The 24,221-nt window shown below is 69.1% G+C and carries 23 protein-coding genes; 13 read left to right on the top strand and 10 right to left on the bottom strand.

What is annotated here, in order from left to right; genetic code table 11:
• Nucleotides 1-292: 292 nt before the first annotated feature.
• The 10 genes from DM992_RS08540 to upp all read right to left on the bottom strand — a co-directional run bounded on the left by DM992_RS08540 (nt 293) and on the right by upp (nt 8,627).
• Nucleotides 293-628, bottom strand: coding sequence for a 50S ribosome-binding protein YggL (locus DM992_RS08540; protein ID WP_034184839.1), 336 nt, complete (start codon nt 626-628; stop codon nt 293-295).
• A gap of 126 nt (nt 629-754) precedes the next feature.
• Nucleotides 755-2,224: a ribonuclease G gene (rng, locus tag DM992_RS08545; RefSeq protein ID WP_111016444.1), complete on the bottom strand. Its 1,470-nt coding sequence runs from the start codon at nt 2,222-2,224 to the stop codon at nt 755-757.
• 8 nt (nt 2,225-2,232) lie between these two features.
• Nucleotides 2,233-2,865 carry a Maf family protein gene (locus DM992_RS08550; protein WP_111016445.1) on the bottom strand — a complete coding sequence of 211 codons (633 nt, stop codon included), beginning with the start codon at nt 2,863-2,865 and terminating at the stop codon, nt 2,233-2,235.
• Nucleotides 2,866-2,916: 51 nt separating this feature from the next.
• Complete coding sequence (gene rlmH / locus DM992_RS08555) at nt 2,917-3,387, bottom strand: 23S rRNA (pseudouridine(1915)-N(3))-methyltransferase RlmH (RefSeq protein WP_006484265.1); 471 nt, start codon at nt 3,385-3,387, stop codon at nt 2,917-2,919.
• A 19-nt stretch (nt 3,388-3,406) separates the two neighbouring features.
• A complete protein-coding gene (gene rsfS / locus DM992_RS08560) occupies nt 3,407-3,856 on the bottom strand; it encodes a ribosome silencing factor (RefSeq protein WP_111016447.1) in 450 nt (149 codons plus the stop codon).
• Nucleotides 3,857-3,860: 4 nt separating this feature from the next.
• Nucleotides 3,861-4,586: a nicotinate-nucleotide adenylyltransferase gene (locus DM992_RS08565; protein WP_204356114.1), complete on the bottom strand. Its 726-nt coding sequence runs from the start codon at nt 4,584-4,586 to the stop codon at nt 3,861-3,863.
• 14 nt (nt 4,587-4,600) lie between these two features.
• Nucleotides 4,601-5,524 carry an oxygen-dependent coproporphyrinogen oxidase gene (hemF, locus tag DM992_RS08570; RefSeq protein ID WP_111016451.1) on the bottom strand — a complete coding sequence of 308 codons (924 nt, stop codon included), beginning with the start codon at nt 5,522-5,524 and terminating at the stop codon, nt 4,601-4,603.
• Between the two features lie 117 nt (nt 5,525-5,641).
• Entirely contained in the window at nt 5,642-6,922 is a 1,281-nt protein-coding gene (gene purD, locus DM992_RS08575) for a phosphoribosylamine--glycine ligase (RefSeq protein WP_034184846.1), read from the bottom strand.
• A 104-nt stretch (nt 6,923-7,026) separates the two neighbouring features.
• A complete protein-coding gene (locus DM992_RS08580; protein WP_111016453.1) occupies nt 7,027-7,755 on the bottom strand; it encodes a YebC/PmpR family DNA-binding transcriptional regulator in 729 nt (242 codons plus the stop codon).
• 221 nt (nt 7,756-7,976) lie between these two features.
• A complete protein-coding gene (upp, locus tag DM992_RS08585; RefSeq protein WP_111016454.1) occupies nt 7,977-8,627 on the bottom strand; it encodes a uracil phosphoribosyltransferase in 651 nt (216 codons plus the stop codon).
• A 209-nt stretch (nt 8,628-8,836) separates the two neighbouring features.
• On the opposite strand from upp, the gene DM992_RS08590 reads away from it, so the two are divergent.
• From DM992_RS08590 to DM992_RS08650, 13 genes are all read left to right on the top strand, one after another.
• Nucleotides 8,837-9,616, top strand: coding sequence for an SDR family oxidoreductase (locus DM992_RS08590; protein ID WP_072440755.1), 780 nt, complete (start codon nt 8,837-8,839; stop codon nt 9,614-9,616).
• A gap of 55 nt (nt 9,617-9,671) precedes the next feature.
• Complete coding sequence (locus DM992_RS08595) at nt 9,672-10,064, top strand: methylglyoxal synthase (RefSeq protein ID WP_111016456.1); 393 nt, start codon at nt 9,672-9,674, stop codon at nt 10,062-10,064.
• 177 nt (nt 10,065-10,241) lie between these two features.
• Nucleotides 10,242-11,216: a quinone oxidoreductase gene (locus DM992_RS08600; protein WP_111016458.1), complete on the top strand. Its 975-nt coding sequence runs from the start codon at nt 10,242-10,244 to the stop codon at nt 11,214-11,216.
• A gap of 299 nt (nt 11,217-11,515) precedes the next feature.
• Complete coding sequence (kdpF, locus tag DM992_RS08605; RefSeq protein ID WP_006752209.1) at nt 11,516-11,608, top strand: K(+)-transporting ATPase subunit F; 93 nt, start codon at nt 11,516-11,518, stop codon at nt 11,606-11,608.
• The gene (gene kdpA / locus DM992_RS08610) at nt 11,605-13,410 is read left to right on the top strand and encodes a potassium-transporting ATPase subunit KdpA (RefSeq protein WP_111016460.1); all 1,806 of its coding nucleotides are present in this window, start codon (nt 11,605-11,607) and stop codon (nt 13,408-13,410) included. The genes kdpF and kdpA overlap by 4 nt, the downstream gene beginning before the upstream one ends.
• Before the next feature lie 54 nt (nt 13,411-13,464).
• Nucleotides 13,465-15,549 carry a potassium-transporting ATPase subunit KdpB gene (gene kdpB, locus DM992_RS08615; RefSeq protein ID WP_111016462.1) on the top strand — a complete coding sequence of 695 codons (2,085 nt, stop codon included), beginning with the start codon at nt 13,465-13,467 and terminating at the stop codon, nt 15,547-15,549.
• Between the two features lie 18 nt (nt 15,550-15,567).
• Nucleotides 15,568-16,149 carry a potassium-transporting ATPase subunit KdpC gene (kdpC, locus tag DM992_RS08620; protein WP_111016464.1) on the top strand — a complete coding sequence of 194 codons (582 nt, stop codon included), beginning with the start codon at nt 15,568-15,570 and terminating at the stop codon, nt 16,147-16,149.
• A 163-nt stretch (nt 16,150-16,312) separates the two neighbouring features.
• Nucleotides 16,313-19,156 (top strand): DUF4118 domain-containing protein, encoded by a 2,844-nt coding sequence (locus tag DM992_RS08625; protein ID WP_111016465.1) that lies wholly within the window; start codon nt 16,313-16,315, stop codon nt 19,154-19,156.
• Complete coding sequence (gene kdpE / locus DM992_RS08630; RefSeq protein ID WP_111016467.1) at nt 19,149-19,847, top strand: two-component system response regulator KdpE; 699 nt, start codon at nt 19,149-19,151, stop codon at nt 19,845-19,847. The genes DM992_RS08625 and kdpE overlap by 8 nt, the downstream gene beginning before the upstream one ends.
• Nucleotides 19,848-20,005: 158 nt before the next feature.
• Nucleotides 20,006-20,287, top strand: coding sequence for a DUF333 domain-containing protein (locus DM992_RS08635; protein ID WP_111016469.1), 282 nt, complete (start codon nt 20,006-20,008; stop codon nt 20,285-20,287).
• Between the two features lie 165 nt (nt 20,288-20,452).
• Nucleotides 20,453-20,773, top strand: a complete 321-nt coding sequence (sugE, locus tag DM992_RS08640) for a quaternary ammonium compound efflux SMR transporter SugE (protein WP_111016471.1) — start codon at nt 20,453-20,455, stop codon at nt 20,771-20,773.
• 221 nt (nt 20,774-20,994) lie between these two features.
• Entirely contained in the window at nt 20,995-21,612 is a 618-nt protein-coding gene (locus tag DM992_RS08645; protein ID WP_072440937.1) for a DUF4126 domain-containing protein, read from the top strand.
• 47 nt (nt 21,613-21,659) lie between these two features.
• Nucleotides 21,660-24,221, top strand: a complete 2,562-nt coding sequence (locus DM992_RS08650; protein ID WP_111017864.1) for an FtsX-like permease family protein — start codon at nt 21,660-21,662, stop codon at nt 24,219-24,221.

The raw sequence follows: 24,221 nt of genomic DNA on the forward strand, positions 1-24,221 counted from the left end.
AACGTGTCTTGCTTTCAGGACCGATTTCGATGGCCGATTGGAGGCGGACTGTCGGGAAAAGGAAGGGATCGGAGGCGGGCGGGGGAGGCCGAACGACGGGCGACGTCGAGGCTGCGGCGCTTGATTAGGGGGGAGTCGCGGTCGACGCGTTGCGAATCGCGTGAGTCGGTGCCGGTCGCGCGGGTGTCGGGCGACGGGGATGGAAGTGGGGTGCGGGGCGCAGGTGCCGGCCTGGCCCGCCTTCACGGCGGGCAGGCTCGGGCGCTGCCAGATGTAGGGAGAAACCGGAAGATCAGGCGTCCGGATACCACGCGTCGGTGAATTCGCTGACCTTGACGTCGGTCAGTTCCGGCCGTGCGGCCAGCCAGCCGCGCACGATCTCGCGATCGGCGTCGGTCGTCGTGCCGCGCGGTGCGCCGGAGATCACATAGGCGCCGATGCCTTCGTCCGCGGACGCGACGGTCAGCAGCCCGTTCGCTTCGACGAAGTCGATGAACGCGTCGATCAGCTCGCCGCGTTCGAGGTCGGTCATCTCGTTGCGGTAGTGCGCGGTCGCGTTGAACGCGAGTTCCTGGAATTCGCCGATGTGGAGTTTCTTGCGCTGGCGGCGGTTGTGGCCTTGGCTCATGGTGCGTGATGAATACGAAAAGGGTAAGGGAAAGGGCGGCGGCGGGCGCCGGCGCGGGATGCGCGAGCGGCCCGGGCGCCGCATCGAAGCGCCGCGCGGCGATGCCGGCGGCGGATGGGCGGAACGTTACATCAGCACGATATCGTACTGCTCCTGGCTCAGGTTCGATTCGACCTGCAGCGACACCGGCTTGCCGATGAAGTCGATCAGCATCGCGAGATGCTGCGACTCCTCGTCGAGGAACAGATCGATCACCTGCTGCGCGGCGATCACGCGGAATTCGCGCGGATTGAACTGCCGCGATTCGCGCAGGATCTCGCGCAGGATGTCGTAGCACACGGTGCGCGGCGTCTTCACCTGGCCCTTGCCCTGGCAGGTCGGGCAAGGCTCGCACAGCACGTGCGCGAGCGATTCGCGCGTGCGCTTGCGCGTCATCTCGACGAGCCCGAGCTGCGAGAACGTGTTGACCGTCACGCGCGTGCGGTCGCGCGACAGCGCCTTCTTCAGCTCGGACAGCACCGCGTCGCGATGCTCGGCGTTCTCCATGTCGATGAAGTCGATGATGATGATCCCGCCGAGGTTGCGCAGCCGCAGCTGCCGCGCGATCGTGTGTGCGGCCTCGAGGTTGGTCTTGAAGATCGTGTCGTCGAAGTTGCGCGCGCCGACATAGCCGCCGGTGTTCACGTCGATCGTCGTCATCGCCTCGGTCTGGTCGATCATCAGGTAGCCGCCCGACTTCAGGTCGACGCGGCGCGACAGCGCGCGCTGGATCTCCGTCTCGATGTTGTACAGGTCGAACAGTGGACGCTCGCCCGTATAGTGGTGCAGCTTCGGGCTCACGGCTGGCGTGAATTCGGACGCGAATTCCGCGAGGCGCTGGTATGTCTCGCGCGAATCGACCTGGATGCGCGTCGTGTCGTCGTTCGCGAAATCGCGCAGCACGCGCTGCGCGAGATCGAGATCCTGGTACAGCAGGCTCGTCGCCGGCAGCCGCTGCGCCTGCGCGACGATCGTCGCCCACGTCTTGCGCAGGTAGGCAACGTCGCCGGCGAGCTCGTCGGAGGTTGCATCCTCGGCGATCGTGCGCACGATGTAGCCGCCTTTCTCGTCAGGCGGGATCACGGCCGTCAGGCGCGCGCGCACGGCTTCGCGCTCGGCCTCGCTCTCGATCTTCTGCGAGATGCCGATATGCGGCTCCTGCGGCAGGTAGACGAGCGTGCGGCCCGCGATGCTGACCTGCGTCGACAGCCGCGCGCCCTTCGTGCCGATCGGATCCTTGATCACCTGGACCATCAGCGTCTGGCCCTCGAACACGGTCTTCTCGATCGGCTGGTGCGACGCGCTCGATTGCGGCTCGCCCGCGAGGCGTGGATGCCAGATGTCGGCGACGTGCAGGAACGCCGCGCGCTCGAGGCCGATGTCGATGAACGCGGACTGCATGCCGGGCAGCACGCGCACGACCTTGCCGAGATAGATGTTGCCGACCCGCCCGCGCGACAGCGTGCGCTCGACGTGAAGCTCCTGCACCGCGCCTTGCTGGACGAGTGCGACCCGCGTTTCCTGCGGCGTGAGGTTGATCAGGATTTCTTCGTTCATGGTGGGATTCAGAAGGCGACACGCGCGGCGCGCAACAGCGCCGCGGTCTCAAAAAGGGGCAGACCCATGATACCCGAATGGGAGCCGTCGATCCGCTCGATGAATTCGGCCGCGCGCCCCTGGATCGCGTACGCGCCGGCCTTGCCGAACGGCTCGCCCGTTTCGACGTAGCGCGCGTATGCGTCGCGCGATGCCGCCGCGAAGCGCACCGACGAACGCGACAGCGCGGGCGGCAGCAGTTCGCCGCGCGCGTCGATCACGGCGACGGCGGTCAGCACCGCGTGTTCGCGGCCCGCGAGGCGCATCAGCATCGCGAGCGCGTCATCTGCGTCGGCCGGCTTGCCGAGGATCGCGCCGTCGATCGTGACGGTCGTATCGGCAACCAGCACCGGCGCGGCCGGCTTGCCGCTCGCGACGAGGCGCGCGCGCGCGGCTTCGGCCTTCGCGACGGTCACGCGCCGCACGTACGCATCGGCGGCTTCGCCGGGCAGTTCGGCTTCGAGCGCCTCGGCGTCTTCGTCGGGACGCGGCAGCAGCAGCTCGAAGCGTACGCCGATCTGCAGCAGCAGCTCCTGGCGGCGCGGGCTTTGCGAAGCGAGGTAAAGGATCGGGAAAAGCGCGGGGGACGTGCTGGACGGCATGGTGTCGTTATCTCGGTGAGCGCGCGCGGCGCGCGTCTCGAGGACGACACGTCATGCGCGGTGGTAGGGGTGATTCTGCGTGATGCTCCACGCCCGGTAAAGCTGTTCGGCGAGCAGCACGCGCACCATCCCGTGCGGCAGCGTCATGCTCGAGATGCGCAGCAGCACGTCGGCGCGCGCTTTCAGTTCCGGATCGAGCCCGTCGGCGCCGCCGATCACGAACGCGACGTCGCGGCCGTCCTGCTGCCAGCCGGGCAGCGCCTGCGCGAGCTGCATCGTGGTCCAGTCGCGGCCGCGCTCGTCGAGCGCGACGAGGCGTGCGCCCTTCGGTAGCGCGGCCTCGATTTTCTGCCGCTCGGCGGCCATCACGCTTTCGGCGCTGCGGCCGCCAGAACGCAGTTCGGGCTTGATCTCGCGCAGCTCGATCCGCAGCTCGGGCGGCATCCGCTTCGTGTATTCGTCGAAGCCGGATGCGATCCAGCCCGGCATCTTGTGGCCGACCGCGAGGATGAAAAGCTTCATCGGGACGATTCGTAAAGACTTAGCGGCGGCGGGCGGCCGTCTTGCGTGCCGGGCGGGCCGGCGCTGCTTCTTCCTCGTCTTCGTCGTTTTCGCTGGCCGTTGCGAAGCCATTCTGGCCCTTGTCGCCGCCGAGCTTCATCCGCACGGGCTTGTCGCCCCAGATTTCCTCGAGGTTGTAGTACTGGCGCAGGGCCGGCTGCAGGATGTGCACGACGGCGTCGCCGCAGTCGACGAGCACCCATTCGCCGGTTTCCTCGCCCTCGGAGCTGACGATGTCGCCGCCGGCTTCCTTGACCTTGTCGCGCACGCTCGACGCGAGGGCCTTGGTCTGGCGGTTGGAGGTGCCCGATGCGACGACCACGCGGTCGAACAGTTCGGTCAGGTGGCTGGTGTTGAACACCTTGATGTCTTGCGCCTTGACGTCTTCGAGGGCGTCGACGATCACGCGCTGCAGTTTGCGAATATCCATGGAATCAGGTGTGGTAGAGGCGATGTTGAAGAATATAGGCCCATACGGCGGCCGGTACATGTTCGGCCGATGCGTCGGGCATTTGCGCATGGCGCGCGATGCATTCGCGCAGGTGCGCGCGGATGTCGGTCGCGGCGATGTCGAACGCGAGGGTCGTGTCGATCAGCAGGCGGCCGGCCGGCGTGGCCTTCAGCACGTCGGCGCCGGCCTGCCGCGCGGCGATTTCCTGCGCAACCTCCGGCGGCGCCGCGCCGAGCTCGAAGCCCGGGCGCGTCGACGCGCAGATGTGCGCGTAGTCGAACAGCTTGCGCCAGTCGCGCCACGTGTCGAGGCGCACGAGCTGGTCGGCGCCGATCAGCAGCGACAGCGACGCGTCGGGGCCGATCCGCTCGCGCCAGCGCGCGAGCGTGTCGACCGTGTAGGTCGGGCCGGCGTGCTCGATCTCGTCGGTGGCGACGGTCACGGTCACGCCCGGCAGCACGAGCGAATCCGCGGCCGCGCGCGTCATCGCGAGCCGATGCCCGGCGGCCGATACGTCGCGCTTCTGGTACGGCTGCCCGGCGGGCAGCAGCACGAGCTCGGTCAGCCCGAGCAGTTTGGCAAACCGGCGCGCGAGCGCGAGATGGCCGTCGTGGATCGGGTCGAAAGTGCCGCCCAGCAAGCCGATACGACGCGGCAGCGGGGCGGGGCGGGCGGTGGTGTCCAGAAACGCGTCCTTTTCTTGGGGCAGCGGGGCGCGCGGGCTCAGACCCAGTCGCGCGGCACGATGAAGTCGCTGTACAGGCGCGCTTCAGGCGTTCCGGGTTCGGGCTGCCAGTTGTAGCGCCAGTTCGCGACCGGCGGCATCGACATCAGGATCGATTCGGTCCGGCCGCCGCTTTGCAGGCCGAACAGCGTGCCACGGTCGAACACGAGGTTGAATTCGACGTAACGGCCGCGGCGGTAGGCCTGGAAGTCGCGCTCGCGCTCGCCGTACGGCAGGTCGGCGCGGCGCTCGACGATCGGCAGGTAGGCCTGCAGGAACGCATCGCCGACGCTTTGCATCATGTCAAACGAGCGTTCGAAACCGGGTTCGGAGAAATCGTCGAAGAAGATCCCGCCGATGCCGCGCATCTCGTTGCGATGCTTCAGGAAGAAATACTCGTCGCACCATTTCTTGAAGCGCGGGTAGAGCTCGGCCCCGAACGGGTCGAGCGCATCCTTGCAGGTCCGGTGGAAATGGCGCGCGTCGTCCTCGAAACCGTAAACCGGTGTCAGATCCATGCCGCCGCCGAACCAGAACACGGGATCCTCGCCCGGTTTCGTCGCGATCAGCATCCGCACGTTCATGTGCACGGTCGGGCAGTACGGATTGCGCGGGTGCAGCACGAGCGACACGCCGAGCGCCTCGAAGCCGCGGCCCGCGAGTTGCGGGCGCGCCGCGCTCGCCGACGGCGGCAGCGCGTCGCCCGCGACGTCGGAAAAACCGATTCCCGCGCGTTCGAACACGCGGCCGCCTTCGAGAATCCGCGTGCAGCCGCCGCCGCGCAGGCGTTCGGCCGGCCCGCGCTGCCAGGCGTCGGTCGCGAGCGGCGTGCCGTCGAGCGCGCCGAGCGCGTCGGCGATGCGTGCCTGCAGGCCCTGGAGGTACGTGCGCACGCGCGCTACGTCGTAGGTCGAATCGGTCATGTCTGGACTGGGTGCCCCCGCCCGAAGCGGGGCCGTAAAAAAGGCATCTGCCGGGCATTCTATCGAACCCCGGCAGAGGAGCGGCCGCGCCGCGTTGCGGCGCGCCCGAAGCGATCGTCACACGCTCTTGCGGTTGAGCGCGCGGAAACCGATGTCGCGGCGGTACTGCATGCCTTCGAAATTGATCTGGTTGATCGTGTCGTACGCATGCTGCTGCGCTTCGCGCACCGAATCGGCGAGGCCGACCACGCACAGCACGCGGCCGCCGGACGTCACGAGCTTGTCGCCGTCGCCGAGCGTCGTGCCCGCATGGAACGTGACGGCCTGTTCGGTCTCGGCCGGGATCCCGTTGATGCGGTCGCCCTTGCGCGGCGCGTCCGGGTAGCCGTGCGCGGCCAGCACGACGCCGAGCGCGGTGCGGCGGTCCCAGTCGAGCTCGACCGTATCGAGCGTGCCCGCGATCGCCTGCTCGACGACCTTCGAGAAATCGCTCTTCAGGCGCGCCATGATCGGCTGCGTTTCCGGGTCGCCCATCCGGCAGTTGAACTCGAGCGTGCGCGGATTGCCTTCCTTGTCGATCATCAGACCCGCATACAGGAAGCCCGTGAAGCGGATGCCGTCCTTCTCCATTCCGCGCACGGTCGGCATGATGATTTCGCGCATCACGCGTGCGTGCATCTGCGGCGTGACGATCGGCGCGGGCGAGTACGCGCCCATGCCGCCGGTGTTCGGGCCGCGGTCCTCGTCGAGCAGGCGCTTGTGGTCCTGGCTGGAAGCCAGCGCCAGCGCATGCTTGCCGTCGACCATCACGATGAAGCTCGCTTCCTCGCCGTCGAGGAATTCCTCGATCACGACGCGCGCGCCGGCGTCTCCAAGCTTGTTGCCCGACAGCATCATGTCGACGGCGGCGTGTGCCTCTTCGAGCGTCATCGCGACGACGACGCCCTTGCCGGCCGCGAGGCCGTCGGCCTTCACGACGATCGGCGCACCCTTCGCGTCGATGTACGCATGGGCCGCGGCCGCATCGGAGAAGGTTTCGTAGTCGGCCGTCGGGATGCCGTGACGCTTCATGAACGCCTTCGCGAAATCCTTCGAGCTTTCGAGCTGCGCGGCTTCGCGGGTCGGGCCGAACACCTTCAGGCCGCGCGCGCGGAACAGGTTGACGATGCCGGCCGCGAGCGGTGCTTCCGGCCCGACGAGCGTGAACGCGACGCCTTCGCTTTCCGCGAAATCGGCGAGTTCGTCGAGCGACGTGATGTCGACGTTCTTCAGACGCTCGTCCTGCGCCGTGCCGCCATTGCCGGGTGCGACGTAGACCATCTGGACGCGCGGCGACTGCGCGAGCTTCCACGCCAGCGCATGTTCGCGGCCGCCGGAGCCAACGACGAGTAGTTTCATGGGATTCCCCGCAGACTAGAAAACAGGGCGGCCGGCACGCTCAGGCGCGCCGGCCGCGGATTCGGTCGGGCCGCCGCCGCGACAGGAGCACGGCGGCCGGCATTTCATTCCTCGACGATGACGGCGTTCGTATACACGTCCTGCACGTCGTCGAGGTTCTCGAGCGCGTCCAGGAGCTTCTGCATCTTCGCCGCGTCGTCGCCGGTGAATTCGACTTCGTTTTGCGGCTTCATCGTCACTTCGGCGAGTTCGGCCTTGAAGCCGGCAGCTTCGAGCGCGTCCTTCACCTTCGAGAATTCCTGCCAGTCGCACAGCACTTCGATCGAGCCGTCGTCGTTCGTGTTCACGTCGTTCGCGCCGGCTTCGAGCGCGGCTTCCATCAGCGCGTCTTCCGACGTGCCGGGCGCGAACAGGAACTGGCCGACGTGATCGAACATGAACGCGACCGAGCCGTCGGTGCCCATGTTGCCGCCGAACTTCGAGAACGCGTGGCGGACTTCCGCGACCGTGCGGGTGCGGTTGTCGGTCAGCGTGTCGACGATGATCGCCGCGCCGCTGATGCCGTAGCCTTCGTAACGGATTTCCTCGTAGTTCGCGCCGTCCGCGCCGCCGACGCCGCGATCGATCGCGCGCTTGACGTTGTCCTTCGGCATGTTCGCGTCGGCCGCCTTGTCGACCGCGAGACGCAGGCGCGGGTTCGAGCCGACGTCGCCGCCGCCGAGGCGGGCCGCGACCTGGATTTCCTTGATCAGGCGGGTCCAGACCTTGCCGCGCTTCGCGTCGGCCGCTGCCTTCTTATGCTTGATGTTGGCCCATTTCGAATGACCAGCCATACCTTTCTCCGTGCCCGGGCGCGCTGCGCGGGCGATTGTGCCAATGTGTCGTTGAATCGGCGGCCGTTTCGGCGGGCATGAAGCCGCGGGGCCGCGCGTGTCGAGTGGATCGAGATTTTATCACGCGGCGACCGTCGGTTCGGGGCCGTCGCGCATGGCCGAACGGCCGGGCAGGCTGCCGCGGGACCCCCGACGGCGCGCCGCGCGGCCGCGCAGGCATGTCAGTTCTTGGTGCCGAACAGGCGGTCGCCCGCGTCGCCGAGGCCCGGCACGATGTACGCGTGCTCGTTCAGGTGCGAGTCGAGCGAAGCCACATACAGCTTCACGTCCGGGTGCGCGTCCTGGAACACCTTCACGCCCTCGGGCGCGGCGACGAGCGCGACGAACATGATGTTCGCGGCCGGCACGTTGCGGCGCTTGAGCACGTCGACCGCATGCACGGCCGAATAGCCGGTCGCGACCATCGGGTCGCACAGGATGAAGATGCGGTCCTCGAGGTCGGGCAGGCGCACGAGGTATTCGACCGGGCGGTGGTCTTCGGCGCGGTACACGCCGATGTGGCCGACGCGCGCGGACGGGACCAGGTCGAGCAGGCCGTCCGACATCCCGATGCCCGCGCGCAGCACGGGCACGATCGCGAGCTTCTTGCCCGCGATCACGGGCGCGTCGACCTCGACGAGCGGGGTTTCGACCCGTCTGGTCGTGATCGGCAGGTTGCGGGTGATCTCATAGCCCATCAGCAGCGTGATCTCGCGCAGCAGCTCGCGGAACGTGCGCGTCGACGTGTCCTTGTCGCGCATGTGGGTGAGCTTGTGCTGGATCAGCGGGTGATCGAGGATGAAGAGATTCGGGAAACGGCTGTCCTGTTTCATGACGGGGGCGCCTTGACGGCAAAAGGGGATCGGGGCGACGGCGGCGCCAGGCCGGCCGCTGCTTATGGCCGCAATTTTACCAAGGCGCGTCGCATGATCCGGATATTATCGACGTCTCACGACAATCCGCGTGCCGGGCACGCCCGTTCGCCTGCCCACCGGCGCGACTCGGGGCCGCATCGGCGCGCGTCGCCACCAGGGAATCGACGATGGATCTCGGCATCGCAGGAAAGACCGCGCTCGTGTGCGCGGCAAGCAAGGGCCTCGGGCGCGGCTGCGCGGAAGCGCTGGCCGCCGAGGGGGTGAACCTCGTGATCGTCGCGCGCACGCGCGATACGCTCGACGCCACCGCCGACGCGATCCGCGCGGCGTCCGGCGTGTCGGTCACGGCGGTCGCGTGCGACATCACGACGCCGGACGGGCGCGCGGCCGCGCTCGCCGCATGCCCGCAGCCGGACATTCTTGTGAACAATGCGGGCGGCCCGCCGCCCGGCGACTTCCGCGACTTCTCGCACGACGACTGGATCCGTGCGCTCGAGTCGAACATGCTGACGCCGATCGAGCTGATCCGCGCGACCATCGACGGGATGATCGCGCGCGGCTTCGGCCGGATCGTCAACATCACGAGTTCGGCCGTGAAGGCGCCGATCGACGTGCTCGCGCTGTCGAACGGCGCGCGCTCGGGGCTGACCGGCTTCGTTGCCGGGCTGTCGCGCAAGGTCGCCGGCCAGGGCGTGACGATCAACAGCCTGCTGCCGGGGCTGTTCGACACCGACCGGATCGCGACCACGCTCGCCGCGTCGGCGCAGGCGCAGGGCGTGACGGTCGACGAAATGCGCGCGCGGCGCACGAAGGACATCCCGGCCGGCCGCCTCGGCACGCGCGAGGAATTCGGCGCGGCGTGCGCGTTCCTGTGCAGCGTGCATGCCGGCTACATCACCGGGCAGAACTGGCTGCTCGACGGCGGCGCGTATCCGGGCACGTTCTGACGCGCGCTCGCCAAATCACGATCACGACAAAAACCAAACGACGAAGGAACTGGAGATGAGCAAACCCCGCATCGCACTGATTGCGCACGACGCGAAGAAGGACGAGATCGTCGCGCTCGCCGGCCAGTACCGCGCGACGCTCGCGCAATGCCGGCTGGTCGCGACGGGCACGACGGGCGGCCGCATCGCGGCCGCGCACGGGCTGGAGGTCGAGCGCAAGCTGTCGGGGCCGCTCGGCGGCGACCTGCAGATCGGCGCGGAACTGGCCGACGGCCGCGTCGACATCGTCGTGTTCCTGCGCGACCCGATGACCGCGCAGCCGCACGATCCCGACATCACCGCGCTCGTGCGTGCATGCGACGTGCACGACGTGCCGGTCGCGACCAACGTTGCTACGGCGCGGATGCTGCTCGACGATCTGGCGCGGAACATGCAGGACGTTTGCTAGGCGTGTGCTGCGCCCGATTGCCCCTGCCGGGGGCAGGGCCATGCACGGACGGCGGCGGCGCGCGAGAATCGTGCGTCGCGACGCGCACCAGCCGCCCGGTTCCCACATGAATCGGCCGGCCCGCGCATCGGCGCCCCGGATTTTTTCCTGACCGATTGACAGACGAGGAGCGAAACGATGCCGAAAGCAATCCGATACGACCAGCCGGGCGGCCCGGACGTGATGAAGTGGGTCGATGTCGAGGTCGGCGCGCCGAAGGCGGGCGAAGTCCGCATCCGGCAGCACGCGGTCGGGCTCAACTACATCGACGTGTATTTCCGCACGGGCCTCTATCCGCAGCCGCTGCCCGGCGGCCTCGGGATGGAGGCGGCGGGCGAGGTGACGGCCGTCGGCGACGGCGTGACCGCGCTCAAGGTCGGCGACCGCGTCGCCTATGTCGGGCAGCCGCCGGGCGCGTATGCGCAGGAGCGCGTGATGCCGGCCGAGCGGCTCGTGAAGCTGCCGGACGGCATCAGCTACGACGACGCGGCGTCGGTGATGCTGCAGGGCCTGACCGCGCACTACCTGCTGCGCCGCACGTATCGGGTGAAGGCCGGCGACACGATCCTGATCCACGCGGCGGCCGGCGGCGTCGGCCTGCTCGTGTGCCAGTGGGCGAAGGCGCTCGGCGCGACCGTGATCGGGACGGTCGGCTCCGACGAGAAAGCCGGGCTGGCGAAGGCGCACGGCTGCGACCATCCGGTCGTCTACACGCGCGAGAACTTCACGCAGCGCGTGAAGGAGATCACGAACGGCGCGGGCGTGCCGGTCGTCTACGATTCGATCGGCAAGGACACCTACATCGGCTCGCTCGACAGCCTCGCGCCGCTCGGGCTGTTCGTCAGCTTCGGCAACGCGTCGGGCCCGCTGCCGCCGATCGACTCGAAGGAGTTCTCGTCGCGCGGCTCGCTGTTCTTCACGCGGCCGACGCTGTTCTCGTACATCGCGAAGCGCGCCGATCTCGAAGCCGCGGCCGCCGAGCTGTTCGACGTGATCCTGTCGGGCAAGGTGAAGACGAGCATCAACCAGCGCTATCCGCTCGCGGAAGTCGGCCGCGCGCATGAAGATCTCGAAGCGCGCAAGACCACCGGCTCGACGATCCTCGTTCCCTGACCGTTCCCTTCGTGCCGGCGCCATGCCGGCACGCGCCTTCGCGGGCGGCGCTGCGGCGCCGCTCGTCCTGCCTCCGTTGTTCTCCCGCCTCGCGTTTACACGTTTTTTATATCCGCCCCGATACCTTTGACCCGTCCTTTACGTGCGTTCCCATAAGGTTCTAGTCGTCTGATTTCGACGACGGAGAACACAAAAATGGATGGGGTATTCATCGGCGCCCTGGTGCTTTTCACCGTGCTGATCCTCGGTTTGGTTGCCGGTTGCGAGAAGCTCGTGCAATACGGTCGCGGGGGGCGAGCATGACCTGGATGCTTTGGCTGGCGGGCGCATCGACAGCCCTGCTGTTCGCGTATCTCGTCTTTGCGCTGCTGCGCGCGGAGGACATCGAATGAACGCGAACAACCTGTTGCAGATGCTGCTGTTCATCGTCGTGCTGCTGGCGGCGGCCGTGCCGGTCGCGCGCTACCTGACGGCGGTGATGGACGGCAGCTCGCGCGTCGTGCGCGTGTTCGGGCCGCTCGAACGCGCGCTGTACCGCATCGCCGGCGTCGACGCCGGCAGCGAGATGAGCTGGAAGCAGTACGCGATCGCGACGATCGCGTTCAACGCGCTCGGCGCATTGTTCCTCTACGGCCTGCTGCGCCTGCAGGGCTTCCTGCCCGGCAACCCGCAGCAGTTCGGCGCGATGACGGTCGACGGCGCGTTCAACACGGCCGTCAGCTTCGTCACCAACACGAACTGGCAGGACTACACGCCGGAGCAGACCGTCAGCTACCTGACGCAGATGCTCGGCCTGACCGTGCAGAACTTCCTGTCGGCGGCGACCGGCATCGTCGTCGTGATCGCGCTGGTTCGCGGCTTCGCGCGCCACACCGCGCAGACCATCGGCAACTTCTGGGTCGACCTCACGCGCGTGACGATGTACGTGCTCGTGCCGATGGCGATGATCGTCGCCGCGCTGCTGATGAGCCAGGGCGTGATCCAGAACATGAAGGCGTACGAGGACGTGCCGGTGCTGCAGGCGAGCACCTATGCGGCGCCGAAGCTCGACGCGCAGGGCAACCCGGTGAAGGACGACAAGGGCGCTCCGGTGACGGTGCCGACCCCGCTCACGAAGCAGACGCTCGCGATGGGCCCGGTCGCGTCGCAGGAAGCGATCAAGATGCTCGGCACCAACGGCGGTGGCTTCTTCAACGCGAACTCCGCGCATCCGTACGAGAATCCGACGCCGTTCGCGAACTTCATCCAGATCTTCGCGATCCTGATCATCCCGGCCGCGCTGTGTCTCGTGTTCGGCCGCGTGATCGGCGACCGCCGGCAGGGCATCGCCGTGCTCGCGGCGATGACGGTCGCGTTCGCGGTCGCGGTCGGCGTCGAGGTGAGCGCCGAGCAGGGCGGCAACCCGACGCTCGCCGCGCTGCACGTCGACCAGTCGGCGAACGCGCTGCAGTCGGGCGGCAACATGGAAGGCAAGGAAACCCGCTTCGGGATCGCGCAGACCGGCATCTTCACGGTCGCGACGACGGCCGCGTCGTGCGGCGCGGTCGACACGATGCACGATTCGCTGACGCCGCTCGGCGGCCTCGTGCCGATGCTGCTGATGCAGCTCGGCGAGGTGATCTACGGCGGGGTCGGCTCGGGACTCTACGGGATGCTCGTGTTCGCGCTGCTCGCGGTGTTCGTCGCCGGCCTGATGATCGGCCGCACGCCGGAATACGTCGGCAAGAAGATCGAATCGTACGAGATGAAGATGGTGGCGATCGTCGTGCTGCTCACGCCGCTGCTGGTGCTGGTCGGCACGTCGATCGCCGTGCTCGCCGATGCGGGCAAGGCCGGCATCGCGAACCCGGGCCCGCACGGCTTCTCGGAAATCCTGTACGCGTTCAGTTCGGCCGCGAACAACAACGGCAGCGCGTTCGCGGGCCTGACGGTCGGCACGCCGTTCTACAACTGGATGACCGCGATCGCGATGTGGTTCGGCCGCTTCGGCACGATCGTGCCGGTGCTGGCGATCGCCGGCTCGCTCGCCGCGAAGAAGCGCATCGCGGTGACGAGCGGCACGCTGCCGACGCACGGTCCGCTGTTCGTCGTGCTGCTGCTCGGCACCGTGCTGCTGGTGGGCGCGCTGACCTACGTGCCGGCGCTTGCGCTCGGCCCTGGCGTCGAGCACCTGATGATGTGGCTGGGCGCGTGACGCGCGCCCGCATGGCGACACATTGAAAAGACTGAAGAGATTGAAGAGATCGCAATGACTCAACATTCCGCAACACGGTCCATGTTCGATCCGGCGCTGCTGCGCCCGGCGATCGTGGATTCGTTCAAGAAACTCACGCCGCGCACGCAGTTCCGCAATCCGGTGATGTTCTGCGTATACGTCGGCAGCATCCTGACCACGATCCTGTGGATCGCGGCGCTTGCCGGCCAGGCCGAGGCGCCCGCGGGCTTCATCCTCGCGATCGCGCTGTGGCTGTGGTTCACGGTGCTGTTCGCGAACTTCGCCGAAGCGCTCGCCGAAGGGCGCTCGAAGGCGCAGGCCGCATCGCTGCGCAGCGCGAAGAAGGACGTGATGGCGAAGAAGCTCAACGAGCCGCATCCGAAGTCGCCGATCCGCATCACGACCGCATCCGACCTGCGCCGTGGCGACATCGTGCTCGTCGAGACCGGCGACGTGATCCCGGCCGACGGCGAGGTCGTCGACGGCGTTGCATCCGTCGACGAATCGGCGATCACCGGCGAATCCGCGCCGGTGATCCGCGAATCGGGCGGCGACTTCTCGTCGGTGACGGGCGGCACGCGCGTGCTGTCCGACTGGATCGTCGTCAGGGTCACCGCCAACCCCGGCGAGGCGTTCCTCGACCGGATGATCGCGATGGTCGAAGGCGCGAAGCGCAAGAAGACGCCGAACGAGATCGCGCTGACGATCCTGCTGGTCGCGCTGACGATCGTGATGCTGCTCGCGACCGCGACGCTGCTGCCGTTCTCGACGTTCGCGGTCGACGCGATGAAGGCCGGCCACGTGGTGACGATCACCGCGCTCGTCGCGCTGCTCGTGTGCCTGATCCCGACGACGATCGGCGGCCTGCTGTCCGCGATCGGCGTGGCGGGGATGAGCCGGATGATGCAGGCGAACGTGATCGCGACGTCGGGCCGCGCGGTGGAAGCGGCCGGCGACGTCGACGTGCTGCTGCTCGACAAGACCGGCACGATCACGCTCGGCAACCGTCAGGCGTCGACGTTCGTGCCCGCGCCGGGCGTGACCGAGGAAGCGCTGGCCGACGCCGCGCAACTGTCGTCGCTCGCCGACGAGACGCCGGAGGGCCGCAGCATCGTCGTGCTCGCGAAGGAGCGCTTCAACATTCGCCAGCGCGACATGGGGCAACTGCACGCGACGTTCATCGGCTTCTCCGCGCAGACCCGGATGAGCGGCGTCGACCTTCCGGGCCGTGAAATCCGCAAGGGCGCGGCCGACGCGATCCGCCGCTACGTCGAGACGCACGGCAGCCGCTTCCCGGAAGAAGTGCGCCGCGCCGTCGACGACGTCGCGCGCCGCGGCAGCACGCCGCTCGTCGTGGCCGACCTGCATGAAGGGGCGGCGCGCGTGCTCGGCGTGATCGAGCTGAAGGACATCGTGAAGGGCGGCATCAAGGAGCGCTTCGCGGAACTGCGCAAGATGGGCATCAAGACCGTGATGGTGACGGGCGACAACCGGCTGACGGCCGCGGCGATCGCGGCGGAAGCGGGGGTCGACGATTTCCTCGCGGAAGCGACGCCGGAAACCAAGCTCGCGACGATCCGCGAGCATCAGGCGGCCGGGCGCCTCGTCGCGATGACGGGCGACGGCACCAACGACGCGCCGGCGCTCGCGCAGGCCGACGTGGCGGTCGCGATGAACACGGGCACGCAGGCCGCGAAGGAAGCGGGCAACATGGTCGACCTCGATTCGAACCCGACGAAGCTGATCGAGATCGTCGAGATCGGCAAGCAGATGCTGATGACGCGCGGCTCGCTGACGACGTTCTCGATCGCGAACGACATCGCGAAGTACTTCGCGATCATCCCGGCCGCGTTCGTGACCACGTACCCGCAGTTGCGCGTGCTCGACATCATGCACCTGACGTCGCCGGCGTCCGCGATCCTGTCGGCGGTGATCTTCAACGCGCTGATCATCGTCGCGCTGATCCCGCTCGCGCTGAAGGGCGTCGCGTACCGGCCGCTCGGCGCCGCGTCGCTGCTGCGCCGCAACCTGCTCGTGTACGGCCTCGGCGGCTTGCTGCTGCCGTTCCCGTTCATCAAGCTGATCGACATGACGCTCGCCGCACTCGGCTGGGCCTGAGGTCTTGAAGGAAACATCATGAAAACGTTGATTCGTCCGCTCGTCGTGCTCTTTGTCGTGCTTGCCGCGGTGACGGGGCTCGCGTATCCGGCCGTGATGACCGTGTTCGGCCAGGCCGTGTTCCCGTCGCAGGCGAACGGCAGCCTGATCGAGAAGGACGGCAAGGCGGTCGGCTCCGCGCTGATCGGCCAGCCGTTCGATGCGCCGAAGTACTTCTGGGGCCGGCTGTCGGCCACGGCGCCGATGCCGTACAACGCGACCGGTTCCGGCGGCTCGAACCTCGGCCCGCTGAACCCGTCGCTCGCCGACCAGGTGAAGGGGCGCATCGCCGCGCTGCGCGATGCCGGCACCGACATGTCGAAGCCGGTGCCGGTCGACCTCGTGACGGCGTCGGCGAGCGGCCTCGATCCGGAGATCACGCCGGCCGCCGCCGCATACCAGGTCGAGCGGGTCGCGAAGGCGCGCAACCTGGCGCCCGACGCGGTCGCGCAGCTCGTCGCCGCGAACACGACGGGCCGCCAGTTCGGCGTGCTCGGCGAGCCCCGCGTGAACGTGCTGAAGCTGAACCTCGCGCTCGACGCGGCGCAGGCCGCGCGCTGATTGCGCGTCCGGGCTCCCGGCCCGGCAACCGGTGCCCGGCGCGGCTCGAGCCGCGCCGGACGCACTTTTCCCGACGGCGCGTGCGCCGTCTTTGCCTTTTGCGGCGATTTGGAACAACAATGCTCGTACTCGCGCGCATCCGGCCGCTCCGCTTTCCTGACGCATGAACCGTCCCGATCCAGACCAACTCCTCGACAAGCTGCAGCGAGACGAAGAAAAGCAGCGGCGCGGCCAGCTCAAGATCTTCTTCGGCGCATCGGCCGGCGTCGGCAAGACCTACGCGATGCTGCAGGCCGCGCGCCAGCGCCTGCAGGACGGCGTCGACGTCGTCGTCGGCATCGTCGAAACCCACGGCCGCGGCGAAACCGCCGCGCTGCTCGACGGCCTCGACGTGCTGCCGCTCGCGCGCATCGACTATCGCGGCCGCACGCTCGCCGAATTCGATCTCGACGGCGCGCTCGCGCGCCAGCCGCAACTGATCCTCGTCGACGAACTCGCGCATTCGAACGTGCAGGGCGCACGGCACCTGAAGCGCTGGCAGGACGTCTACGAACTGCTCGACGCGGGCATCGACGTGTATACGACCGTCAATGTCCAGCACCTCGAAAGCCTGAACGACGTGGTCGGCGCGATCACCGGCATCCGCGTGTGGGAGACCGTTCCCGACCGCGTGTTCGACGCGGCCGACGAAGTCACGCTCGTCGACCTGCCGGCCGAGGAGCTGCTCGAGCGGATGCGCGACGGCAAGGTCTATCTCGCGCAGCAGGCCGAGCGCGCGGTGCGCAACTTCTTCCGCAAGGGCAACCTGATCGCGCTGCGCGAACTGGCGCTGCGTCGCACGGCCGATCGCGTCGATGCGCAGATGCGCGAATATCGCGCCGACCGTTCGATCCAGCGCATCTGGCAGGCGCGCGAGCGGCTGCTCGTGTGCGTCGGTCCGGGCGCCGAAGCGCCGACGCTCGTGCGCGCGGCCGCGCGGCTCGCCGCGAGCCTGAAGGCCGACTGGATCGCCGTGTATGTCGAGACGCCGCGGCTGCAGCGGCTGCCCGACGCGCAGCGGCAGCGCACGCTCGATGCGCTGAAGCTCGCGGCCGAACTCGGCGCGGAAACGGCCACGCTCGCCGGCGGCGACGCGGTGGCCGCGCTGATCGGCTATGCGAAGGTGCGCAACGTGTCGAAGATCGTCGCGGGCGGCTCGCCGAAGGTCGGGCTCATGCGCCGCTTCGCGCGGCCGTTCGGCGAGCAGCTCGCCGAACGCGCGGGCGACGTCGACCTGATGCTGATCCGTGCGTCCGCGAGCGACGAGGCGCGCGCGGCGCCGCTCGACCCGCGTGCGCGCGACTGGCGCGATGCGTTCGCGAAGTTCGGCACGCACCGTTCGCCGCCGCGGCACTACGTGTACGCGGCCGCGATCTGCGCGGCGATCACCGTCGTCGCAAACGTCGTGTCCGAGCGGCTCGACCTCACGAACCTCGTGATGCTGTACCTGCTCGGCGTCGTGTTCTCGGCCGTGCGGCTCGGGCGCGGCCCGGGCGTGCTGCAGTCGTTCCTGTCGGTGGCCGCATTCGATTTCTTCTTCGTGCCGCCGCGCATGTCGTTCTCGGTCAGCGACACGCAATACCTGCTGACCTTCTTCGGGATGCTGCTGACGTCGCTCGTGATCAGCCACCTGACGTCGACGCTGACGCGCCAGGCGAGCATCGCGCAGCGCCGCGAGCGCCGCACCGGCGCGATCTACGCGATGGCGCGCGAGCTGGGGGCGGCACTGACGACCGAGCAGATCGTCGAGATCGGCAGCCGCCACGTGGGCGAGGTGTTCCGCGCGCGCGTCGCGTTCCTGCTGCCCGACAGCGCGGACAAGGTGCGCCAGAAGATCGAGGAACCCGACGCGGCCGTCACGCTGACGGGTGCCGATCTCGACAGCGATGTCGGCCAGTGGGTGTACGACCAGCAGAAGCCGGCCGGCCGCGGCACCGACACGCTGCCCGCGACGGCCGCGCTGTACCTGCCGCTGAAGGCGCCGATGCGCACGCGCGGCGTGCTCGCGGTCGTGTCGCGCGAGCCGCGCGAACTCGAGGTGCCCGAGCAGCAGCGGATGCTCGACGCATTCGCCGCCCAGATCGCGCTCGCGCTCGAACGCGTGCACTACGTCGAGATCGCGCGCGACGCGCTCGTCAACATGGAATCCGAGCGGCTGCGCAACTCGCTGCTGTCGGCGATCTCGCACGACCTGCGCACGCCGCTCACGACGATCGTCGGCTTCTCGTCGATGCTCGCGAACGGGCGCGCGGCCGCGCAGGGCGGCGATGCCGCGGCGGCCGAACGCTTCGCGCAGCGCGAGGGCGAGCTCGTCGACGCGATCCACGACGAGGCGCTGCGGATGACGGGCATCGTCACGAACCTGCTCGACATGGCGCGGCTGCAGGCCGGCAGCCTGCAGCTCAAGCGCCAGTGGTCGCTGCTCGAGGAAACCGTCGGCGCCGCGCTCGCCGCGTGCAAGCGCGTGCTCGCGCACCATCCCGCGCGCGTATCGCTGCCGGCCGACCTGCCGCTGCTGCAGATGGACGCGGTGCTGATGGAGCGACTTTTTACCAACCTGTTCGAGAACGCGGCGAAGTACACGCCGCCCGACACGCCGCTCGACATCGGCGCGGAGCGCGTGACCGAAGACGGGCTGCCGTTCGTGCGCGTGCACGTCGACGATTACGGCCCGGGCCTGCCGGCCGGCATGGAAACGCGGATCTTCGACAAGTTCACGCGCGGCGAGAAGGAATCGGCGACGCCGGGCATCGGGCTCGGCCTCGCGATCTGCCGTGCGATCGTCGAGGCGCACGGCGGTAGAATCGGCGCGCTCAACCGCACCGCGCCCGACGGCCGCGTGACCGGCGCGCGCTTCTGGTTCACGCTGCCGGTCGAGACGCCGCCGGCCGCGCCCGCCGTGCCCGACGACGAATCCGACGTGCCCGGCGCATCGTCCCCATCCGAGCCATTGCCAGACCATGAGTGAACCCAGCCTGACCGTTGTCCTGATCGAGGACGAAAAGCAGATCCGCCGCTTCGTGCGTGCCGCGCTCGAAGAGGAGGACATCGCCGTGTTCGAGGCCGAGACGGGCAAGCAGGGGCTGATCGACGCGGCGACGCGCAAGCCCGATCTCGTGATCGTCGACCTCGGCCTGCCCGATACCGATGGCCTCGACGTGATCCGCGAGCTGCGCGGCTGGTCCGAGGTGCCGGTGATCGTGCTGTCCGCGCGCACGCAGGAAGAGGAGAAGGTCGCGGCGCTCGACGCGGGCGCCGACGACTACCTGACCAAGCCGTTCGGCGTGTCCGAACTGCGTGCGCGGATTCGCGCGCAACTGCGCCGGCGCAACCAGGGCGGCGCGAACGAGACGCCGAAGGTGAGCTTCGGCACCGTGAGCGTCGATCTCGCGCTGCGCCAGGTGTGGCGCGACGGCGAGATCGTGCATCTGACGCCGCTCGAATACCGGCTGCTCGCGACGCTCGTGCGGCACGCGGGGCGCGTACTCACGCACCGCCAGTTGCTGCGCGACGTGTGGGGGCCGTCGCACGTCGAAAGCCATCACTACCTGCGCATCTACATGGCGCACCTGCGCCAGAAGCTCGAGCGCGACCCGGCACAGCCCGAGTACATCGTCACCGAGACGGGCGTCGGCTACCGGCTGGTCGGTGCCGCATGACGGGCATCGCGCGGCAGCGGCAGCGCGGGCCGGCGTGACGCCGCGCGCCGGCAGGGTTGCATCGGCGCGACAGTCGCGCGGCCGGCGCCGGCCTTGCACACCGGCCGCGGATTCCCCGTTATGCTGACCGTTCCGCGAACAAAAACAAGGAGCGTGCAATGTCCGTCCGTCTGGCCGTCATCTGTGCGCTGGCGCTGACTGCGCCCGGCGCGTTCGCCCAACCGCTGCCGCCGGGGCAACAGCCGCCCGCCCAGGCCGCGCTCGCCAATCCCGCGTCGGTCAACTGCGAGAAGCTTGGCGGTCGCCACGTGATCCGCAGCCTGCCGCGCGGGCAGGTCGGGATGTGCATGTTCAAGGACGGCCGCGTGTGCGAGGAGTGGGCGCTGTACCGCGACGACCGCTGCGTCGGCGGCGTCGCGCCGACGCGCGTGTCGAATTGATGCCGAGCTGACCGGGCCCGGCCGATCCTGCCCCGGATCGGCCGCCGGCCGTGCGCCGCGTCCGGCGTGTCCGTAAGCCTCTTGTTATACTCGGCGCCGCCCGGGGACGACCCCGTGTCATTTGCTTCAACGGGGACGGCCCCATCCGATACGGAGTACGTCGCGATGGCGTGGGTATTGTTGTTGATTGCCGGTTTGCTGGAAGTGGCCTGGGCGGCCGGCATGAAATCGTCGGACGGCTTCACGAAGCTCGGTCCGTCGGTGTTTACGATCGTGACGGCGCTGGCCAGCTTCGGGCTGCTCGCGGCCGCGATGCGCCAGTTGCCGCTCGGCACCGCGTACGCGGTGTGGACGGGCATCGGCGCGGTCGGCGCGTTCGTGTTCGGCATCGTGATGATGGGCGAGGCGCTGACCGTCGCGCGCGTCGCGAGCGCTGCGCTGATCGTCGCCGGGTTGATCGGCCTCAAGCTGTCGTCGGCCGCCTGACGCCGGCGTCCCGGACGACGGAGTCCCGGACGCGCCGCGCCCGGACGCCGCACTGCGGAATTGCGCCGGCTGCCCGGTTAGCCTGTCTATAATGGAACGCATTCGGGCCTGAATGTCGTTGTGCCGTTTGTGGCCTGCGGCGCCGGTCGCCACGCGCCGCGCGGCCGGTCTGTCCGACCCGATCGATCGGCAAAGCGCACGGAAAGTGCAAGGAGAGGGCCATGATCGAAGCCATTTCGCTCGGCGCGGGGCTCGCGTGGGCGAGCGGGCTGCGCCTGTACCTGACGGTGCTGATCGCCGGCGTGCTGGCGCGGGTCGGCTGGCTCCATCTGCCCGACACGCTGGCCGTCCTGATGTCGCCGTGGGTCATCGGCGCCGCCGCCGTGCTCACCGTCACCGAATTCCTTGCCGACAAGATCCCCGCGTTCGATTCGCTGTGGGATGCCGTGCATACCTTCATCCGCATCCCGGCCGGTGCGGTGCTCGCAGCCGGCGCGCTCGGCCACGCCGATCCGACCGTGCTCGCGGTCGCGGGCCTTGCAGGCGGTTCGCTTGCCGGTGCCGCGCACGTGGCGAAGGCCGGTACGCGCGCGCTGATCAACCTGTCTCCCGAACCGATTTCGAACTGGGTTGCGTCGTCGACCGAGGACGGCCTCGTGGTCGGCGGGCTCGCGCTCGCGTTCTTCGTCCCGCTTGCGTTCCTCGTGCTGCTCGCGGCCTTCGTCGCCGCTTCTGCCTGGGCGCTGCCGCGCCTGTGGCGCGGCGTGTCGGGCGGTTTTCGCGGGATGGCGAACCACATGGTGTCGCGGCTCAACTCGATCGGGGGTAAGCGCGATTGAAGGGGCCGCAACACGCGCAGCCGCCGGCCGGGCAACCCGGCCATGACATGTCCGCGCATGCCGGCCGCTTCGGCCTGCGCGACCTGATTCGCCAGGCCGCACGGATGACCGCGCGCGACTGGCGCGCGGGCGAGTTGACGCTGCTCGTACTCGCACTGGTGCTCGCGGTCGCGGCACTGACGAGCGTCGGTTTTCTCGCCGACCGGCTGCGCCAGGGGCTCGAGCGCGACGCGCGCCAGATGCTCGGCGCCGATTTCGTCGTGCGCGCCGACCGCCCCGTCGATCAGTCGTTCGACCGTCAGGCCCGCGCGCTCGGCCTGCGTACCGCGACGACGGCGATTTTCCCGAGCATGATCGCGTCCGCCGCGGGCGGACAGGCGACCGACGCGGCGCCCGCGCGCCTCGCGGCCGTGAAGGCCGTATCGTCCGGGTATCCGCTGCGCGGCGCGGTCGAGATCCTGCCGGCCGGCGCGGCGGCCGCGCACAAGGCGACCGCGATTCCCGCGCCCGGCACCGTGTGGGCCGATCCCGCGCTGCTCGACGCGCTGCACCTGAAGGCGGGCGATACGGTGCGCGTCGGGCTGCGCACGTTTACGGTCGCCGCGTCGATCTCCCGCGAACTCGATCGCGGCTTTTCGTTCGTCAATTTTTCGCCGCGGCTGATGATGCGCGCGGACGAACTCGCCGCGACGGGGCTCACGGGCTACGGCAGCCGCGTCACGTACCGGCTGCTGGTCGCCGGCGACGCGCAGGCCGTCGCGCGCTTCGAAACCTATGCGCACGAGCGCGTCGATGGCGGGAAGCTGCGCGGCGTCGGTCTCGAGTCGTTGCAGGAAGGCCAGCCGCAGGTGCGGCAGACGCTGGATCGCGCGCGTCATTTCCTGACGCTCGTCGCGCTGCTGACCGCGCTGCTCGCGGCGGTCGCGATCGCGATGGCCGCGCAGCGCTACATGCGGCGCCATCTCGACGGCTGCGCGACGATGCGCTGCCTAGGCGTGAGCCGCCGCACGCTCGGCGCACTGTTCGCACTCGAATTCGTCGGCATCGGGATCGTGTCGGGCGCCGCGGGCGCGGTGCTCGGCTACGGCGGCCACTGGGCGTTACTGGCCGCGCTCGGCGGCCTGATCGAAGTCGTGCTGCCGCCGCCCACGCTGTGGCCGGCGGTCATCGGCGTGGGTGCCGCGCTCGTGCTGCTGCTCGGCTTCGCACTGCCGCCGCTCGTGCCGCTCACGCGCGTGCCGCCGGTGCGCGTGCTGCGCCGCGAATGGGGCGATGCGTCGCGCACCGCGTGGGCCGGGTATGCGGTCGGCGTCGTGCTGTTTGCGGGGCTGCTGATCGCGGCCGCCGGCAACCTGAAGCTCGGCCTGATCGTCGCGGGCGGCTTCGCCGGCGCGCTGGTCGGTTTCGCGCTGATCGCGCGGTTCGTGCTGTTCGCCGCCGCGCGCGCAGTGCGCAACGCGCGCGTGGCCACGGGCGTCGGCTGGCGCTACGCGCTCGCGTCGCTGCACCGGCGCGGCACGGCCAGCGCGCTGCAGATCACCGCGCTCGCGCTCGGCCTGATGTGCCTGCTGCTGATCGCGATCACGCGCAACGATCTCGTCGCGGGCTGGCGGCAATCGACGCCGCCCGATGCGCCGAACCAGTTCCTGATCGACATCCAGCCCGACCAGCGCAACGACGTCGCGGCCTATCTGACCGCGCACGGCGTGCACGACGCGGTGCCCGCGCCGATGGTGCGCGGCCGCCTCGTCGCGATCAACGGCAAGCCGGTGAATCCGGACGCGTACCCGTCCGACGAGGCGCGCCGGCTCGTCGACCGCGAGTTCAACCTGTCGTATACGACCGAGCTGCCGTCCGACAACCGGATCGTCGCAGGCGACTGGTTCGGCACCGCGGCCACGCCGCAGATCTCGATCGAGGCCGGCCTCGCGAAGATGCTGAACGTGAAGCCGGGCGACACGCTGCGCTTCGACGTGACGGGGCTGACGGTCGACGCGCCGATCACGAGCGTGCGCAAGCTCGACTGGGGCACGTTTCGCGTCAACTTCTTCGTGCTGATGCCGCCGCAGGTGCTGAAGGATTTCCCGGCCGTCTACCTCACGAGCTTCCATCTGCCCGCATCCGACGCCGCGCTGCTCGATCCGCTGATCGCGCGCTACCCGAACCTGACCGCGATCGACGTCGCGCCGATCCTCGCGCAGCTGCAGCGGATGATGCTGCAGGTGGTCGGCGCGGTGCAGTTCCTGTTCGCGTTCACGCTCGCGGCCGGCGTGCTCGTGCTGTACACGGCGCTCGCCGGCTCGCGCGACGAGCGGGTGCGCGAGGCCGCGCTGCTGCGCGCGCTCGGCGCGTCGCGCGCGCAGGTCAATGCGGTGCAGCGCGCGGAATTCGTCGTGGTCGGCGCGCTGGCCGGCGCGCTGGCGGCGGCGGGCGCGATCGCGGTCGGCTGGGTGCTCGCGTCGCGCGTGTTCGACTTCCGGCTCGCCGTCGATCCGTGGCTCGTGCCGGCCGGTATCGCGGCCGGCGTCGCGTGCGCCGGTGCGGCCGGCTGGCTGAGCCTGCATAATGTGTTGCGGCGTCCCGCGCTGCAGTCGCTGCGCGACGCATGA

This window comes from Burkholderia sp. JP2-270 (assembly GCF_003233675.1).
GTDB lineage: Bacteria > Pseudomonadota > Gammaproteobacteria > Burkholderiales > Burkholderiaceae > Burkholderia > Burkholderia pyrrocinia_C.